This is a genomic window from Candidatus Peribacteraceae bacterium, from assembly GCA_041661065.1.
Classification (GTDB): domain Bacteria; phylum Patescibacteriota; class Gracilibacteria; order Peribacterales; family Peribacteraceae; genus CAIKAD01.
The window spans coordinates 675,811-691,872 of record JBAZVD010000001.1 but is presented as its reverse complement, the minus strand read 5'-3'; the positions used below and the strand labels follow the sequence as shown (position 1 = coordinate 691,872).

Annotated in this window: 11 protein-coding genes; 6 read left to right on the top strand and 5 right to left on the bottom strand. The window is 58.1% G+C overall.

The window, feature by feature from the left end; genetic code table 11:
• The first annotated feature begins 14 nt into the window (after positions 1-14).
• Both WC698_03155 and WC698_03150 read left to right on the top strand, forming a co-directional pair.
• Positions 15-2,201 (top strand): hypothetical protein, encoded by a 2,187-nt coding sequence (locus tag WC698_03155; GenBank protein ID MFA6039235.1) that lies wholly within the window; start codon positions 15-17, stop codon positions 2,199-2,201.
• Positions 2,202-2,209: 8 nt separating this feature from the next.
• Entirely contained in the window at positions 2,210-5,341 is a 3,132-nt protein-coding gene (locus WC698_03150; protein MFA6039234.1) for a hypothetical protein, read from the top strand.
• A 50-nt stretch (positions 5,342-5,391) separates the two neighbouring features.
• On the opposite strand, the gene WC698_03145 is transcribed toward WC698_03150, so the two are convergent.
• Positions 5,392-6,348, bottom strand: coding sequence for a hypothetical protein (locus WC698_03145; protein MFA6039233.1), 957 nt, complete (start codon positions 6,346-6,348; stop codon positions 5,392-5,394).
• 163 nt (positions 6,349-6,511) lie between these two features.
• Positions 6,512-7,069, bottom strand: a complete 558-nt coding sequence (locus WC698_03140; GenBank protein MFA6039232.1) for a hypothetical protein — start codon at positions 7,067-7,069, stop codon at positions 6,512-6,514.
• Positions 7,070-7,414: 345 nt separating this feature from the next.
• On the opposite strand from WC698_03140, the gene carA reads away from it, so the two are divergent.
• Complete coding sequence (gene carA, locus WC698_03135; GenBank protein MFA6039231.1) at positions 7,415-8,566, top strand: glutamine-hydrolyzing carbamoyl-phosphate synthase small subunit; 1,152 nt, start codon at positions 7,415-7,417, stop codon at positions 8,564-8,566.
• 115 nt (positions 8,567-8,681) lie between these two features.
• Here carA and purN read toward each other — a convergent pair whose 3' ends face one another.
• The 3 genes from purN to WC698_03120 all read right to left on the bottom strand — a co-directional run bounded on the left by purN (position 8,682) and on the right by WC698_03120 (position 10,836).
• Entirely contained in the window at positions 8,682-9,284 is a 603-nt protein-coding gene (gene purN / locus WC698_03130) for a phosphoribosylglycinamide formyltransferase (protein ID MFA6039230.1), read from the bottom strand.
• A gap of 190 nt (positions 9,285-9,474) precedes the next feature.
• Complete coding sequence (locus tag WC698_03125) at positions 9,475-10,308, bottom strand: coenzyme F420-0:L-glutamate ligase (protein MFA6039229.1); 834 nt, start codon at positions 10,306-10,308, stop codon at positions 9,475-9,477.
• 39 nt (positions 10,309-10,347) lie between these two features.
• Positions 10,348-10,836, bottom strand: a complete 489-nt coding sequence (locus WC698_03120) for a hypothetical protein (protein MFA6039228.1) — start codon at positions 10,834-10,836, stop codon at positions 10,348-10,350.
• Between the two features lie 186 nt (positions 10,837-11,022).
• Between WC698_03120 and WC698_03115 the strand changes: the two genes are divergently transcribed.
• The 3 genes from WC698_03115 to rpoC all read left to right on the top strand — a co-directional run bounded on the left by WC698_03115 (position 11,023) and on the right by rpoC (position 16,034).
• On the top strand, positions 11,023-11,400 hold the full coding sequence (locus WC698_03115) for a hypothetical protein (protein ID MFA6039227.1): 378 nt from the start codon (positions 11,023-11,025) through the stop codon (positions 11,398-11,400).
• Between the two features lie 60 nt (positions 11,401-11,460).
• Positions 11,461-11,811: a hypothetical protein gene (locus WC698_03110; protein MFA6039226.1), complete on the top strand. Its 351-nt coding sequence runs from the start codon at positions 11,461-11,463 to the stop codon at positions 11,809-11,811.
• 260 nt (positions 11,812-12,071) lie between these two features.
• The gene (gene rpoC, locus WC698_03105) at positions 12,072-16,034 is read left to right on the top strand and encodes a DNA-directed RNA polymerase subunit beta' (protein MFA6039225.1); all 3,963 of its coding nucleotides are present in this window, start codon (positions 12,072-12,074) and stop codon (positions 16,032-16,034) included.
• The last annotated feature ends 28 nt before the right edge of the window (positions 16,035-16,062 follow it).

Genomic DNA, 16,062 nt, shown 5'->3' with positions numbered 1-16,062 from the left:
CAATATAGAGAAATATGCCAATATTGAATCCCGATACCGCTTCCGATTACGAAGCGCCTGACGTGCGCCGGATTCATGCGGTATCCACGGTGGAGAAGCAAGTATGGGATGCCATTGATTCCCAGGTACAAAGTACACGCGGAAGATTGTGGAAAGTGGTGCATCCGCTCCAGGCACAGAAGCTCCATAGGGAAGAGAAAGACATGAGGAAAGAAGTGAGAAGGGAAGCACGTGAAAATCCACGGGAACTTCCTCAGACAGCGGTGGAAGCTACGGTTATTCGTACTACCACGGACGAACTCGAATTACGTAAGCATCCAAGGGAAATCTTTTGGCCCTCTTCCATCAAAGTGAAAGGAAAAGGAGAGAGAAAGAATCAAGCAGGAACAACCACCCTAGTCGATATAGAAATTGAGTTTCGTGTTCAAGATAGCGATGTTTTACAGAAAGAGAACTCTGCAAATTCCATCAAAGAAAAGGTGACCGATAGAGATTACTGGACAAAGAATGGTATTAGAGTAGATCCAATGGTTGAAAGCATCAAAGAGAATGAAGCGCAACGAATTGCTGAAATATTTATTGAGAAAAAAAAGATATATGAAGGCAACAATAGTGACGTCCTCAGGAAGGCTTTTGAAGCGAATGGAGTGAATGCCGCCAATGTGCGAACAGCACTGGAGATTACGAAAAATATTCCTGAGGCAGCCATTCAAGAATTGAGCAGTAAGGCGAAGGAGATAGACAATAAAATGGCCGATGCAAAGGATAAATTCGACATTGTCCAACTCATCGAGGATGTCGGAAATCTTCCCCATAACAAACCAGAACTAGACGCAAAGGATATAGATACGGAAGAACAAACACTTTCTCAGGACGAGAAGACAGTACATAATTTGGTTGCTGTTAAAAATAGACAAAACGAATATGAACTGCGTCCGGGGCAAGCGCTATCTGAATGGCTCAAGAGCGTGTACGGGAGCCAATCCACATGGAGTGCTGATGACGTGAAAAATATGAAGAATAAGATCAGGGATCGACAAGTGGAGATACGTAAGATGGTTATTCAGTATAAGAAATTGGCAAATCAACTCGATCGTATCTATGACTTCTTGAAAACAGATCATCCGGGAATACTGGCGAACTTCATCGAAAACGGCAAGGTTGATTGGAACAAATTCAAGGCGACAGATGATCCGAAAGTTATTGCTGCGTCGCTGTTGAAGGATGCAGGACTGAGCTCAAAAGAGGAATATAACACCCAGATAGTGAAGCTGCGTGAGGAAAAGAAGAATCAAAAAACCAAGACAGGAAAGGAGGCGGTATTGGCGGTGTATGCCAAATACTTTGAACTGGAACAGAAGCTCTCCCCTGACCAAGCGCGGAAAGCAGCCGAAGAGCTGTATGGCAGGAATGCGTTGGGTCGCCAGGAAATACGGTTGCAGAAGTACATGGTGGGGGAGAGCAGGAAAGTGTTGCCGGACAAATCGCAGTCATGGTTCGAGGAGGAGTGGCGCGCTTTGAAAGGATTCGCAACGGGATCGCAGGAGGACTTCCTCTGTCATATTGCGGAGAGCCCCGTTCTTGCCTTGCCGGAATCGGGACGGAGATTGTGGGTTCTGCACCGCAAGTGGGGAGCGAGACCGCCCTGGGGCATGATTGCCCACGATTATCCGCGCCTCGTAACAGCATATTTCGCCATCCGTGAGGCTGAGCGGCAGGGATACTTGAGGAATACCGGTTATATACGGGACCAACTCAACGAAGTAAGCAGGCTTCTCCTCTCGCGCCATACGGAGAACATGGTGCGTGATTTTGACCGCTCGGATGCGAGTGATGAAAAGAAGCGGGAGGAGGAGAGGCGCCGGGAATTGGAATTGTCCGTTGATGACACTGCACGTACCCGCCAACAGATCCGCCTTTTCCTGGCCGGTGATGTCCCTTCTACCTACGCCGGCGATGTGAACGGCGCCATCTCCTACGCCGTTTCCCAAACCGCATGGAAGCGCAGGGCGGTGGGACGGGGCATACAGCGCGCGGGCGGTTGGACCATCGGCAACGGTGCGGCATATAACCCGGTCACGTGGCCGGGGAAGGCCGTCCGTGGAACGTACAATCTGGGGAAGAGGGGCGTGAACAAAGCGCGTGCCGGCTTTGGCAAAGCATGGAACTACCTCTTCCACCAGAAAGGCAGAATCATCTGATCACATCTATGAATACACACAACACCTTCCCGGCGGCATCCTTCTCCCTCTCCGAGGCGCGCTTGTGTTATCAAAACCAATCCTCGCCCTCACAGCTCCCCGATGCCATGCGCGCGGAGCAGGAGATGGTGAAGAACCCGGATGTGATGCAGGCGAAGGAAGCCTACGAGGCGTTCCTGCGCATCAAGCGCCCGGAGCTTCTGGACCAGCCGGACCGCACGTACTTTTTGGCCATGGTCACCAACGAAATGCTCCTCCCCGCGTGGGAACAGCGCGATCAACAGGCGTTGTGGCCGGAAAAGGGGCGCATTGATTACGGCTCCTACCGTCGTGAGAACATCCGCGCGGCGGATCCCTTCGATCTCCTCAACCGGCAGAACATGCAAGAGGAGGTGGAGAAACTGACGGCGGAGGCGGAGGCGGCCAAACAGCGGTCCGAGCTTCTTACGCGGCAGAAGGACGAAGCGGAGCAGCGGCAAGAGAGCCAACAGGACATCATGCGGATGCGGCAAGCGGCGGAAGCGGCGCAGCGTGCGGCGATCGTAGCGGATGAGGCGCTTGCGCAGGCAAAGGATCGGATGAATCAAGCGGATGCGGACCGTGATGCGGTGGCCGGGGCGCAGGAGAAGTGGGTTATGGAGGGCGTCCTGGACAATACGTTGATGGAGAAGACGGCGGATCAATACCTGGCGTGGCGCGCACAGTTGGATGCCGTGCTGGGGGAGAAGGGGATCCGCGTGCCGCGGAAGCAATCCCAAGACACGCCGTGGGCGAAGGACGATCTGCTCCGCGAGGAATACTTCCGTCTCCTCGTCCTGGTATCGCAAGGGAAGGCTGAGGACGTCCAAAAATCCGCGCAGGGCGGGTTGGAAGGCTTGCGCGCGCTCCTTACCGGCGAAGCAGGCAGGCTAGGGAGGGCGAGCCGCGTGTATGAGGAATTGGTCCCCCAAGAACTGGGCAGCACCGAGACGCTCAATATGTACGGCTTCGTCCCCGGCCCGGCCGTCCGCAACGCCTACTGGAAGCTGCGCAGCGGAACCGACGGGGCTTGGGTCAAGCCTGGAGAAGCGCCGCAGGCGGCGGATGCCGCAGCGCCGGTGTTGAGGCCGGGGGAATCCGCGGCAGCCTGGCTGGATAACCCCATGCTGGCGTGGGAATTCCTCAAAGATCCCGCAACGGGTTTCATCAGCAAGCCGGAGAACAAAAAGTTCCTGGATGCCCTGCAGTACTGGAACGACCCCGAGAGCCGCGGCGACAGGCAGACCGAGCCGGAGATCTCCGAGGAGGCCACCAAGGCCATCCTTAACCTCATCGTCCTCAGCCTGCTGGAGTACGAGCGCATGCTCGGCAACAGCGCGCGGCAGAGGACGGAGATCAAGCTGCGGGAGAACATAGGGGAGAAGATCGAAGGCCAGGCGCGGGGCGTTTGGGAATACATCAAGGAGTACCGCGACCATCCCCTGGGCTCCGCGCTGGTCGCCGGGGCGGCGTTCGTCGCATTGCGCGCCATCTACAAGTTTCTCTTCAAGAACGAGCACAACAACTTCGTCAAATGGGCGGTGCGCGGCGGCCTCCTGGGCCTTGCCATCGGTCTCTACCAGAAGAACACCACCGGCAAGGCGTGGTGGGAGGGCGCGTGGAACAAGGTGGAACAGTGGAGGGGCAAGGAGCGCGCCCTGAAGCCCGAGGACCAAATGCTTCCCCGCTACTGGTCCGCCGAGTGTAAGATCACCGACCCGCAGAAGCGCGATTGCATGCTGCTCATAGAGGAGCAGGACAGCAAGCAAACGCTCGATTGGTACGGGCGCATGGACCAGGCGTTACTGGCGGGGAAGGTGCGGAACAACGCATCCCTTCCCGCGGATCTTCAACTGCCCTTCCGCTTGGATTCCACCACAAAGGAACGCGTGTTCGGGCAGAAGAGCAACACGGAGATCGCGCTCCTCTTCTACACGACGCTCAAGGAGTTCTTCAAGAACCGCGGCGAGGCCGTGAAGAAGGAAGGCGGGCCGCTGGCGGACCGCGAGAAGCTCACCGACCCCGCCACCCTCGGTTACCACTACATTTACGAAAAGTACATCACCCGCCGCATTGTTACTTCTATCGCAGGATCGCTCCGTTACAAAAACGAGATAGAGCCGATTACAGAGGTGAGAGAAAATTTGACGAGTGGGACACGCAGAACTACCACTCTTGTACCGGGGAGCGTCACGGAGAACCGCATGGAAGAGTATACGGCTCAAGAGCAGGAGCAGGACATGGCGCATTGGCCGATGTGGAATATCTTCCTGCTGGAAGCGGATCCGGCAACACTGCGCAAAATGGGCCGCGAGGCTGCCACGCCCGCGACGATGTTGGAGCAGTTAAAGTACCGCGCAGTTGAGGCCGCCGGATACGGACGCATCCTCATTGCGAATACCATCAATGCAACCGATGCCCTCATTCAAAAGCTCATTGATAAAGTGGGGCCTGCGCTCAAGGATTTGCCCGGTACGATAGTGAGAGTGACGGGGCAAGCCGGTAAGTATGTGGTTGAGGTCCTTAATTCTGCAGGTGCGGCAATTGGCACCTTCACCGTTGATACATACACGGATGCAGTAAAAGAGATCTATGCCCTCCATGGCGTGCCGAAAGAGAAGTACGAACAGTACGTACTGAATGTGCAGCATATTGAAGGGCTTGAATACAATGGGACGAATGCAGGCCTGAGGGCGTCTATCCTTGGCACGAAGGAAGTGGTGATCGGCCAATTCACGCCGCTGGATTATGTGCCGGGTGATACGTACCTCCGGGGAAATAAAACCAGCATTACGGTTCCCGCTTCCGAATTTGCATCAGCTAATGCGGCGAAGTTGGATGAATGGGTAGAAAATTGGAGGCAAACGGCAATCGTAAAGAAGTCTTCGGAATTACTACCATTAGCAGTACCTTCGTATCCAGATTTCACAATTTCATTGCCAGCCGGACAAGAATGGGTTGAGTATGGAAGACCAGGAGGTGCAGGAGGATCAGGCAGCGTAGGACGATCATCGATATACGAATTCATCCAGCTACGTAGTAATGAAATACTGCAAAAATATAAAGCGTGGGTAAGCAATGTGGGACGTCCTGCTACCAGTACAGATCCTTTGCATCCATAAAAAAACCCGGGATGCTCCTGTGTCCCGGGTTCTGCCACAAGCGTGAACAGTTAATCACGATGTCCTGTTCTACTGAATACTGCAGGGCTAGATAGTTGACCTCTAGAAGTTGCAGTATAGGAACTTGTAGCGATTTCTTCGGGTTGTTGTAATTCATCCCCGAAGTACTGATTAACGATGTAGTGTTTGGCGTTTTCAGCCCATTCCACTGTTTCTTGTTCCGAAAGGACGCATTCAAGCTCAAACCATTCGATACCTGGCAAGAATTCGCCAGGCTTATCCGGATTGTCTCTCTGAAAGTCCACTATAGCGTCCGTGAGATTCCAATGGCTTGTAGAACTCTCATGTCGTACGACGACGATCTGGATGTCCTTCAGTCCCGCAAAATCAGTTAAAGTAGTCAATTCTTTCATTACATCCCCCTTAATTTTTTGCAAGGCTGTGGCATCAATTTGATCCGCTGGTATCGATATACCGAATTCAGGTTCCATTCTCGCTCGGTACACCGGTTTCCCAATCTTTCGATCAGCCTTGTTTGCAACTTTCGAAAGCTCTCGGAGAGCGGCCTCGGGATGGGGAGTGCTTTCGTAGTCCTTGCTGAGCAAGACAATACCGATGACTAGGCTGATCATTGCGACAAGGCCTATCAATCCGGCAAGTACTGGCTGCGACTTAGCCGTTGTACCGGTCGCCGGATCATGTATGCCGCTTCCATCAACGACCTTCTTGTTTCCATATGCATGGTATGCAATGTACCCAAGCCAAGGGGCAAGGATGAGCCAGCCCCAAGGCCTGAGGTACTTCATTGCTTGTACCACTGCGTCAAGTACGGGGATGTTGCGCCCCAAAAGGTCGTAGAACGTAGGCACACACGCGAAGAACAAGACGAACAAGACAGAACATAATGCCGTCCATCCGTATTTTTTCTTCGTGACAGATATGAAGATTCCGATTCCAGAGACGACACCAAAAGCAATCGACAGACATAGAAGAACGAGCGGGTTCATGACACTTCCTTTCTCAGATGAGCCAAACGTACATCATTGACTACAGGTACACCCTGTAATCTATGTCAAGGAGCTAATATGTAATATAGAATAAAATGGATTGAAGTCAATATGTATAAACCGCAGGGGGACAACTGCGGTTTAGCCCTTAAGAGAGCCAAAACTAAGGATCGAACCAGAGGCAGCGGACAGGATCCCATGTCCATGTATGGCCACCCGTGCAAATGAACGAGCGGTTGGAGATCCATCGGCGGACGTGGATTCCCGAAGGCACCGGGCACGGAATGGGACCGTAGGGGCAGGGTGACATCGCCATCGGTGCGGGACATGCCGGCACCGGCCGGTCCACATATACCACGCGCTCCGTAACCACGGGACGGTCCACATACACCGGCCTATCCACCAGGTACGGCTCACGCACCGTAACGACCCTCGGAGGGATGCAGAACTTTGCGTACGTATCCTTCACGAACGCGTCGCGCGTTTCTTCCTTGCCCTTCGCAATCTTCCGCGCCTCGCGCGTAATCCGCGTAAAGCCGTCTTCCATGCCTTTGCCCGTGATGCTCACGGACTCCGATTGCCTGGAAGATTCCAGGAACGTTCCATCACATCCTTCGTACGTAATCTTCACCCCACCTACGGTGATGGTGACGCTGATTTCTTCCGCCGCAGCCCATGCGGGCGCGAGCAGCAGGACGATCCAAATGATGCAGTATCGCATGGTTCCTCTGTCCTTTCGTTTGAGAGAAACACTGTTGTCCCCCCACTGACCTGCCTCCGTCTTCCGCTCCAAGGTCCCCTGAGCGGCTTTCGAAAGCAGTCCGCGGTTGGGACCTATCCTCACCAGAGAGACAGGATGTGTGGGGGTTTGTGATGATGTAAAAGAACAAAAGAATACAGTATGTCAAATATACGATAGACGTCAAGGGATACCGATCTATGACGGTATGCCGTACCGTTCCTTCCTTGTTTCTCGCACCTTCCTCCTTTAGTATCCCGTCCGACCCGACTTCGTTCCTCATTCCGTTCGGAGCTTCGCCGGGCAAGTGGCTTCCTTCCCACGCTTATGGCCTCCTTGATCCTGCAAGATGGCACGGTGTTCCAGGGGGAATCTTTTGGTGCAACCGTTGATGCCGACGGCGAAGTCGTCTTTAACACCGGGATGGCGGGGTACAACGAGAGCCTAACGGATCCCAGTTACCGCGGGCAGATCCTCACGTTCACGTACCCGCTCATCGGCAATTACGGCGTGCCCACGGAGAAGCTCAACGCCTGGGGGTTCAGCGAGAACTTCGAGAGCGAGAACATCCACGTGCGCGGGGTCATTGTGGCGCAGGTGAGCGAGGGGTTCAGCCATCACGCGGCGGTGAGTTCGCTCCAGCATTGGATGGAGAAGCACAAGATTCCGGGGATCACGGGGATCGATACGCGGGCGCTCACGAAGAAGCTGAGGGAGCATGGGGTGATGCTTGGCCGAATCGTCCAAACCCCCACCCCCACCCCCTCCCCCGAGGGGAGAGGGGCGCACACATTGGTTCCTATTCCCGATCCGAATCGTACGAATCTCGTTGCGGAGGTGAGTTGTACGGAACCCATCACGTACGACCCCAAGGGCGCCATTGATAAGATCCCCACGCTCATCGCCTACGACTGCGGCATAAAGAGGAACATTCTCCGCAGCCTGCTCAAGAGGGGCGTGCGCGTGGTGCGCGTGCCGTGGAACTTTGACCTGAGCGCGTACGACAAGCCGTACCACGGCGTGTTTATCAGTAACGGCCCCGGGGACCCCAAGATGTGCAAGGCGACGATCGAGAGCATCCGGTACGCGTTGGAGAAGGACATCCTCACGTTCGGCATCTGCCTGGGCAACCAGCTCCTTGCGCTCGCCGTGGGTGGGGATACGTACAAGTTGAAGTACGGGCACCGGGGGGTTAATCAACCGTGTTTGGAATGGAAAATGGAGAATGGGAAATGGGAAATGAGTAAACGATGCATTATCACCTCCCAGAACCACGGGTTCGCGGTGGATGAGAAGACGCTCCCCAAGGGGTGGAGCGTGTGGTTCACGAACGGCAACGACGGGACGGTGGAAGGCATCCGGCACGAAAGCGGCCGCTTCTTCTCCGTCCAGTTCCATCCGGAAGCAACACCGGGACCGGAGGATGCGGGATACCTGTTCGATGAGTTTGTGGGGATGTTGAGGAAGGAGATGAAGTAATGAAGAAATTAGAAATGCAAAATGAAAAATGTTGGGAGTGACACTCGTACGTGTACGTTATGCGGCTTTCATTTTGCATTTCCCATTTCTTCCATTTCACATTCCTCCCGTCCTCTCAAAGCCTCATCTCTCCCCGCTCAATCATCGCCAACACCTCCGGGTACCACTTCTTCTCCAGCTCCTGCACCCGCGCCTGGAGGGTTGCGGGCGTGTCTTCCGGAAGGACGGGGCAGGTCTTTTGCAGGAGGATCTTCCCCGTATCCACGCCGCCATCCATCAGGTGAATCGTCACGCCGCTCTCCTGGTCGCCGGAAGCGAGCACCGCCTCGTGCACGTGGTGGCCGTACATCCCCTTGCCGCCGTATTTGGGGAGGAGGGCGGGATGCACGTTGATGATGCGCCACTCCTTCGCGAAAGCGGGCGTGAGGATCCACATCCAGCCCGCTGCGGCGAGGATGATCTCAGCGGCGGGGACGTCACCTTGGAGTTCTGCGACGGCTTGAGTGAGCCGCCGCTCATAGTCCTCTTTGGTTGTGTCGGCTTCCTTCTCCACGATGCGGACGGGAACGTTCGCCGCCTGCGCCTGTTGGATGCATCCGCGATCCGCGCGGTCCGTGATCAAGCCAAGGCACTGCATGGTCAGGGCGCCTTCTGCGATGCGGTCGAGGATCGCCTGGAACGTGGTTCCCCTCGAAGAACTTAATACAATGAAATGCATGGAGGTATGGTAGCAGGAATGTGCGATGTTCGTTGTTCTTGTTCCTTCCCTCTCCCCTAACCCCTCCCCCACGGGGGGAGGGGCATGTTTCTGTTTTGTGGTTGTTTCTCACTTCGAGTACGCAATACGAAGAAACAAACAAAACATCCCCCTCTCCCTTCGGGAGAGGGGCTAGGGGAGAGGGAAAACATCAAATCACCCCTCGAAACAAATCCTCCTCCGGCTCAATCCCCGGCACCCATCCTTCGAAACCGCTGAGGGGATACCCGTGGTCACGGATGATCACGGCGGGGATCCGCTGGCCGGCGTTGCCCATCACCATGTTCGCAGCGGTGGCGAGCTGGTCGGCGACGGCTTCGGTGGTGATGCGCAGCTCTTTGTCGAAGAGGTCGCGTGCGCCCTTCTGCGGGAGGAGGGGATCCAAGCCCGCGCTCACGAGGGCGAAGGCGGTCACGCCCCAGCGGCGGGGACGGCAGGCGGAGTCGGTGAGGATTACGGCGAGAGCGGGTGGGGGTTGAGGGTTGTGTTGGGAAGAGTCCGAAGAGTCCGAGGATTCCGACGATGCCGAAGAAGTGGGAGTGATGAGTGCTTCGAGGTGCTCTTTCAGCTTTCGCGCAGAAGCCACGGGATCCCTCGGCCAGCCGATGGCGAAGCCGTCTTCAATGTTCGACTGGTCCATGCCCGCGTTGGCGGTGAGGATGGTCCCGTGCGGGAAGCCCTGTGGTGTCACTTCCGTGAGGAGCGCGCCCGGGCACGTCCCGCGCACGGATCCGTTGAGCCGCGCGGTCTCGTCCAACACGGCCTGCATGAAGGGTGCTGTCCGTCCCGTCGTTTTCGCATATCGCTCGGCGTCGGGGGAAGGGGAGCGCGCGCCCAAATCCGTCGCCGCGCCTTCCACTGTCGCCACGGCTTTGGAGGAGACGACGACGATATCGCCCGGGCGGATCCGTTCGGACTGCGCGAGGATGGCCGCAATGTCGTCACCGCGCTTGAGGACCGGCGTGTGGATGGGGATCAGCTGCATGATGGGCATAGTGTAAGGACGCCATGGCATGGCGTCCTGTTAAAAAAGGCGCAGACTCTCCTGCGTGAGGAGGAACACGTCCGTCTGCACGTCACCCGTCTCCACGTTGACCCTCTTGAGCCGTATGCTGAGGGGTGTGCGGGAGGGGTTGTGGACCACGAGGCCCGCGGGCATACGGGGCACCGTGAGCGAGAGGACGGCTCCGGGGGGCAGCTTCCACCGGACGAAGCCGAAGGCGGGGGAATCCGCCGTTACGTCTTTGATCGAGGCGTTGCGCACCTCGCGGCGCTGCCATTCCTGCGGCACGCTGAAGCGGAGTGCCTCCTCCCCTTCCTGCGACACTTCCAGGAATCCCGGTTCCGTCCCCATGCTCATCGTGAGCATCAGGCGGGCGGAGGCACCGTGCTCCACGCCGATGTCCACGGTTCCTTTGGCATCCGCACCGCCCGTCCCTCCGGCGGAAGCGAGTGCCAGCACCATGGCCGCCACGATGGCGGAGAAGGCGAGGGGGGGGAAGATCTTGGACACAGGAGCAGTATAGTACTGTGGAAGCCGGCGGAGCTCCACAGGTTAGGACTTAGGACAGAGGACTTAGGGCAGGTCTGATCGATGTCCGGAAGAAATATGTGCGCTCCTCAGTCCTAGGTCCTTCGTCCTTTCTCAAAACAATCATTTCCTTGCGCCAACCCAACAGGGAAACGCTATACTTCAACCATGGATCTCGATCCCCATACGTTGCAGCAGATCATCCGCAGGATTGAGCAGCAGATGCGCTGCCCGCAGTGCGGCAAGCGCGTACCCGTGGATTTCACGTCCGTGCGGCTCATGGGCGACGATTTCCTTCTGCTCCAGCTCAAGTGCGATACCTGCGACGCCTTCATTGTCCTCCATGCCACGCTCCAGGGCGGCGAGCGGCTGGCGCACAAGCTTGATTCCACCGTCAACGCGTCTTCCGAGCTCCACCTCAAGGACCACGAGCTTAAGATGCTGCGCGAGGCAATTTCGCAATCCGACGGGTCCTTCGAGCAGCTCTTCAAGAAGTACGGCGGGAAGGACGAGGGAGCCTCACGGGCGGATACGAGGATCGTATGACAATGCAAAATTGAAAATGGAAAATGGAAAATGAAAGGTGATAACCGCTACAGTTATTCTATGCGCCGTTTTGTGCTGCTCGTTATTGTTCTCATACCCCTCTCTTCCTGCCGCCTCCAAGGAAGCATTCCCGAAGACATCGGGCGTGCGATCAGAACTGCAAGCGGCTCCATCAAGGGAGCGGTGGAACAGACGAAGAGTGTGGTGGAGCTGGGGAAAATCGGCGTGGAACGGGCGAAGGAGAACTTGCCCGTCGTCATTGAGCAGACACAGGAGGGGTTGAGGGCGGCGGCGGAGACCGCCGAAGACGCGAAGGAACGGATGCGGAAGGCGCAGGAGGGATGGGCGCGGGTGGAGGAGGGGAGTCGGCTGTTGAAGGAGGCCGCTGCGGGGTCGGGGAATGTGCGGTGACGGGAGGAAGGAAGCAGAAGATGCAGAAGATGCAGAGGGGTCAGAGGAGGATGTTGTATCATCTCTTCGGTTTCTTCGGATTCCTCGGTTTCATCGGATTCTTCCGTCTAAAACAGCAAAGAAATCTCTTGCCAGGAAGAAGCATTGATATACAATATTCCCGAAATCACCGACGTTCCCCCACTGGTTCAGACGCCCAGAGAGGGGGAGCGGCGGACTTTCGTGCGTTCAAGTCTCCCACCCTCTTTTCTCCCTCCACCATGCCCTCGCCGTTCCAGCAGAAGCAATCCGCCACCGATTCCTTCGATGCCGTTGCGCTCAGCATCGCGAGCCCCGAAGACATGCTCGCGTGGTCGCGCGGAGAAGTGACCAAGGCGGAAACCGTCAACTACCGCACGCAGCGCGCCGAACCCGACGGCCTCTTCTGCGAACGCATCTTCGGGCCGACGAAGAACTTCCAGTGCTTCTGCGGCAAGTATAAAGGAGTGCGCTACTCGGGCGTTGTCTGTGAGAAGTGCGGCGTTGAGGTCACGCGCTCCATCGTTCGCCGCGAGCGGATGGGACATATCAACCTCGCCGTCCCCGTCACCCACATCTGGTTCCTCCGTTCGTCCCCGTCCCGCCTCGGCCTGCTCCTCGACCTTCCCATCAAGACGCTCGAGCAGATCGTCTACTTCGCCGCGTACATCGTCATCCAGGTGGATGACGCGGCCAAGGGGGAGGCGGAGAAGGAAGTGAGCCAGGGGATGGAGGCGCGCAAGAACCAGGTGAAGCGCGATTACGAGGAAGCCAAGAAGAAGCTGCAGGAGAGCAAGGCCTCGCGCGAACAGATGGACGCGCTGGAGAAGGAAGTGGCGGACCGCATGGATTCACTGAAGCAGAACCACAAGGACGCGCTGGACGACCTCAAGAACCTCCGCATGGGGGGCGTGCTCTCGGAGCTCAAGTTCCGCGAGATGAATATGAAGTTCGGGCACGTGTTCCGCGCCGGCACCGGTGCGGAGTCCCTGCGCGAGATCATCGCCGCGGTCAATTTGCAGGAGCTGCTGGTGCAGCTGGGGAAGGACCGCGAGCAATCCAGCGGCCAGAAGCTCAAGAAGCTCATGAAGCGCATCAAGCTGGCCAGCTCCCTCATCCAGTCCAACATCAAGCCGGAGTGGACCATCCTCACGCGCCTCCCCATCATCCCGCCCGACCTGCGTCCCATGGTCCAGCTGGACGGAGGGCGTTTCGCGGCTTCCGACTTGAACGACCTCTACCGCCGCGTCATCAACCGAAACAACCGCCTCAAGAAGCTCATGTCCATCGGCGCCCCCGAGGTCATCTGCCGCAACGAGAAACGCATGCTGCAGGAAGCCGTGGACACGCTCCTCAACAACTCCGCCCGCGCGGGCAAGACGCTCTTCACCGCGGGCGACCGCCGCAAGCTCCGCTCCCTCTCGGACATGCTCAAGGGGAAGCAGGGGCGCTTCCGCCAGAACCTGCTCGGCAAGCGCGTGGACTACTCCGGCCGCTCGGTGATCGTGGTGGGGCCGCACCTCAAGATGAACCAGTGCGGGCTTCCCAAGGAGATGGCCATGAAACTCTTCAAGCCCTTCGTCATCGGCTCCATCATCCGCCGCGAGCTGGCGCACAACGTCAAATCCGCGGAGCGCCTGGTGCAGGACGGGGGGAAGGAGGTGTGGGACATCCTGGAGGAGGTGATCAAGGACAAGTACGTGCTCCTCAACCGCGCGCCCACGCTGCACCGCCTGGGGATCCAAGCGTTCCAACCGCAGCTCGTGGAAGGGCTGGCCATCCAGCTCCATCCGCTCGTGTGTGCCGCCTTCAACGCCGACTTCGACGGCGACCAGATGGCCGTGCACGTGCCGCTCTCCGTCAAGGCCCAGCAGGAGGCTGCGAGCCTCATGGCCGCGGGCAATAACGTCCTCAAGCCGTCCGCGGGCGAACCGATCATCAACCCCATCCAGGACATGGTGCTGGGGTGCTACTTCCTCACGCGCATCCACGACGGCAAGAAAGGGGATGGGATGCTCTTCAGCTCCCCCGAGGAGGCCCTCATGGCGTACGACCACGGCGTGGTGCACCTGCAGGCTAAGATCAAGGTGCGCATGCCCGTACCCGAGGGGGACGGGGAGGAGGCTGCTCCCGCACGGGAGGTCATCGAAACCTCCGTCGGGCGCCTGAAGTTCCAGGAAGTGGTCCCCAAGGGGCTGGGCATCATCAACAAGACCATGAAGAAGAAGGACCTCTCCGACCTCATCTCCATCGCACTGGAGACGGTGGGCAGGGAAGAGACGGTGGCGTTCGCAGACCGCGTCAAGGACCTGGGCTTCGAGTTCGCCACCATATCCGGTATCTCCATTTCCGCCTCGGACATCGTCGTCCCGCAGGAACGGAAGAAGCTGCTCGAGGAAGCCAACGAGAAGATCCGCCTCATCAACAACTTCTTCTGGAAGGGGATGGTCACCGCGGACGAGCGCTACAACCACGCCATCCGCATCTGGAGCCAGACGAAGAACGAAGTCACGAACGTCATGATCCGCGAGTTCCTCAAGGTGGAGGAGAACGACATCACGTACGTCATCGACTCCGGCGCCCGCGGCAACTGGGGACAAGTCACGCAGCTCGCCGGTATGAAAGGGCTGGTGGCCAACCCCTCCGGCCGCACCATCGAGCTTCCGGTGCAGAGCAACCTCCGCGACGGCTTCTCCGTCCTGGAGTACTTCATCGCCACGCACGGGGGACGCAAGGGGAAATCCGATACCGCCCTCAAGACGGCGGAGGCCGGGTACCTCACGCGCCGCCTCGTGGATGCCGTGCAGGACGTGATCATCCGGGAGGATGACTGCACCGGCGAACAGGGGCACAAGGTGACCCGCGAGGAGAGCGAGAAGATCGGCGAGAAGTTTGAGGTGCGCATCTTCGGCCGCACCCTTTCCCGCGATGTGGAAGCGGACGGCGACGTGCTCGCCCGCCGCGACGACGAGATCGACAACCGCCTCATCCAAACCTTCAAGGAGCACCGCGTGAACGAGGTGGAGCTTCGCTCCGTGATGACGTGCCGCACGCGTAACGGCATTTGCCAGAAGTGCTACGGGCGGGACCTGGGCGACAACAAGACCGTGAAGGTGGGCACCCCCGTGGGCATCATCGCCGCCCAATCCATCGGGGAACCGGGCACGCAGCTCACCATGCGCACCTTCCACATGGGAGGCGTCGCCGACACCGCGGACATCACGCAGGGTCTCACCCGCGTGGAGGAACTCTTCGAGGCACGCAACCCCCGCACACCCGCCTCCCTCTCGGATATCGCCGGCCGCGTGAAGGTCACGCACCAGGGCGGCAAGACCACCGTGCAGGTGATCGCCGAGACGCCGGGGGAGGATACCTACTACGTCCCGTCGGGGTACGAGGTCATCGCCAAGAAAGGGGATCGCATGAAGGAGCGCGCGGTGCTGGCCAAATCCCTCTCGGACAAGACGACCATCAAGGTCAAGATCCCCGGCGAGATCGTCTCCGTGGACCGCGGCATCCTCAAGCTGCGCCACGAGGAGAGCCAGGAGCGCACGTACGAGTTCGGGCCGCGCGAATCCATGCTCGTCAAGACGGGCCAGCCCATCGAGGCCGGGCAAGCGCTCAACGTGGGCCACTACAACCTGCAGGAACTTCTGGAGAAGAAGGGGGCGTACGCGGTGCAGACGTACATCGTCTCCGAAGTGCAGCACATCTACGCTTCCCAGGGGCAGACCATCAACGATAAGCACCTGGAGATCATCGTGAAGAAGATGTTCAGCAAGATGCGCGTCATCGACGCCGGGGACACGGAATTCCTACCGGGCGAGACGGTGGATGTGGGCGACCTGCAGTTTGAGAACGAGAAGGTGATGAAGGACGGCGGCAAGGAAGCCACCGTGGAGCAGCTGCTGCTCGGTATCACGCGCGTGGCGCTCGCCACGGACAGCTGGCTGGCCGGCGCATCCTTCCAGGAGACCATCCGCGTGCTCGTGGAGGCCGCCACCACCCGCAAGATCGATATGCTCGAAGGCCTCAAGGAGAACGTCATCATCGGCCGCCTCATCCCCACCGGCGAGGTGTACCGCGTCCGCTACCTGCGGGAGAGGGGTCTCGAGCCGGAAAAGCAAGAGGGTGTAAGCGAGGACGAAGCGGAGTCTCCCGCCGTCCCCGGCCGCGGTGACGGTGAAGAGGCCGAACCGGCATAACCGCCGCATCCGACTCCTTTACATCTTT

What these genes read in the sequence shown, in the direction of transcription:
- WC698_03155 (MFA6039235.1), top strand. Translation starts at nt 15, where the DNA reads ATGCCAATATTGAATCCCGATACCGCTTCCGATTACGAAGCGCCTGAC.
- WC698_03150 (MFA6039234.1), top strand. Translation starts at nt 2,210, where the DNA reads ATGAATACACACAACACCTTCCCGGCGGCATCCTTCTCCCTCTCCGAG.
- WC698_03145 (MFA6039233.1), bottom strand. Translation starts at nt 6,348, where the DNA reads ATGAACCCGCTCGTTCTTCTATGTCTGTCGATTGCTTTTGGTGTCGTC.
- WC698_03140 (MFA6039232.1), bottom strand. Translation starts at nt 7,069, where the DNA reads ATGCGATACTGCATCATTTGGATCGTCCTGCTGCTCGCGCCCGCATGG.
- carA (MFA6039231.1), top strand. Translation starts at nt 7,415, where the DNA reads ATGGCCTCCTTGATCCTGCAAGATGGCACGGTGTTCCAGGGGGAATCT.
- purN (MFA6039230.1), bottom strand. Translation starts at nt 9,284, where the DNA reads ATGCATTTCATTGTATTAAGTTCTTCGAGGGGAACCACGTTCCAGGCG.
- WC698_03125 (MFA6039229.1), bottom strand. Translation starts at nt 10,308, where the DNA reads ATGCAGCTGATCCCCATCCACACGCCGGTCCTCAAGCGCGGTGACGAC.
- WC698_03115 (MFA6039227.1), top strand. Translation starts at nt 11,023, where the DNA reads ATGGATCTCGATCCCCATACGTTGCAGCAGATCATCCGCAGGATTGAG.
- WC698_03110 (MFA6039226.1), top strand. Translation starts at nt 11,461, where the DNA reads ATGCGCCGTTTTGTGCTGCTCGTTATTGTTCTCATACCCCTCTCTTCC.
- rpoC (MFA6039225.1), top strand. Translation starts at nt 12,072, where the DNA reads ATGCCCTCGCCGTTCCAGCAGAAGCAATCCGCCACCGATTCCTTCGAT.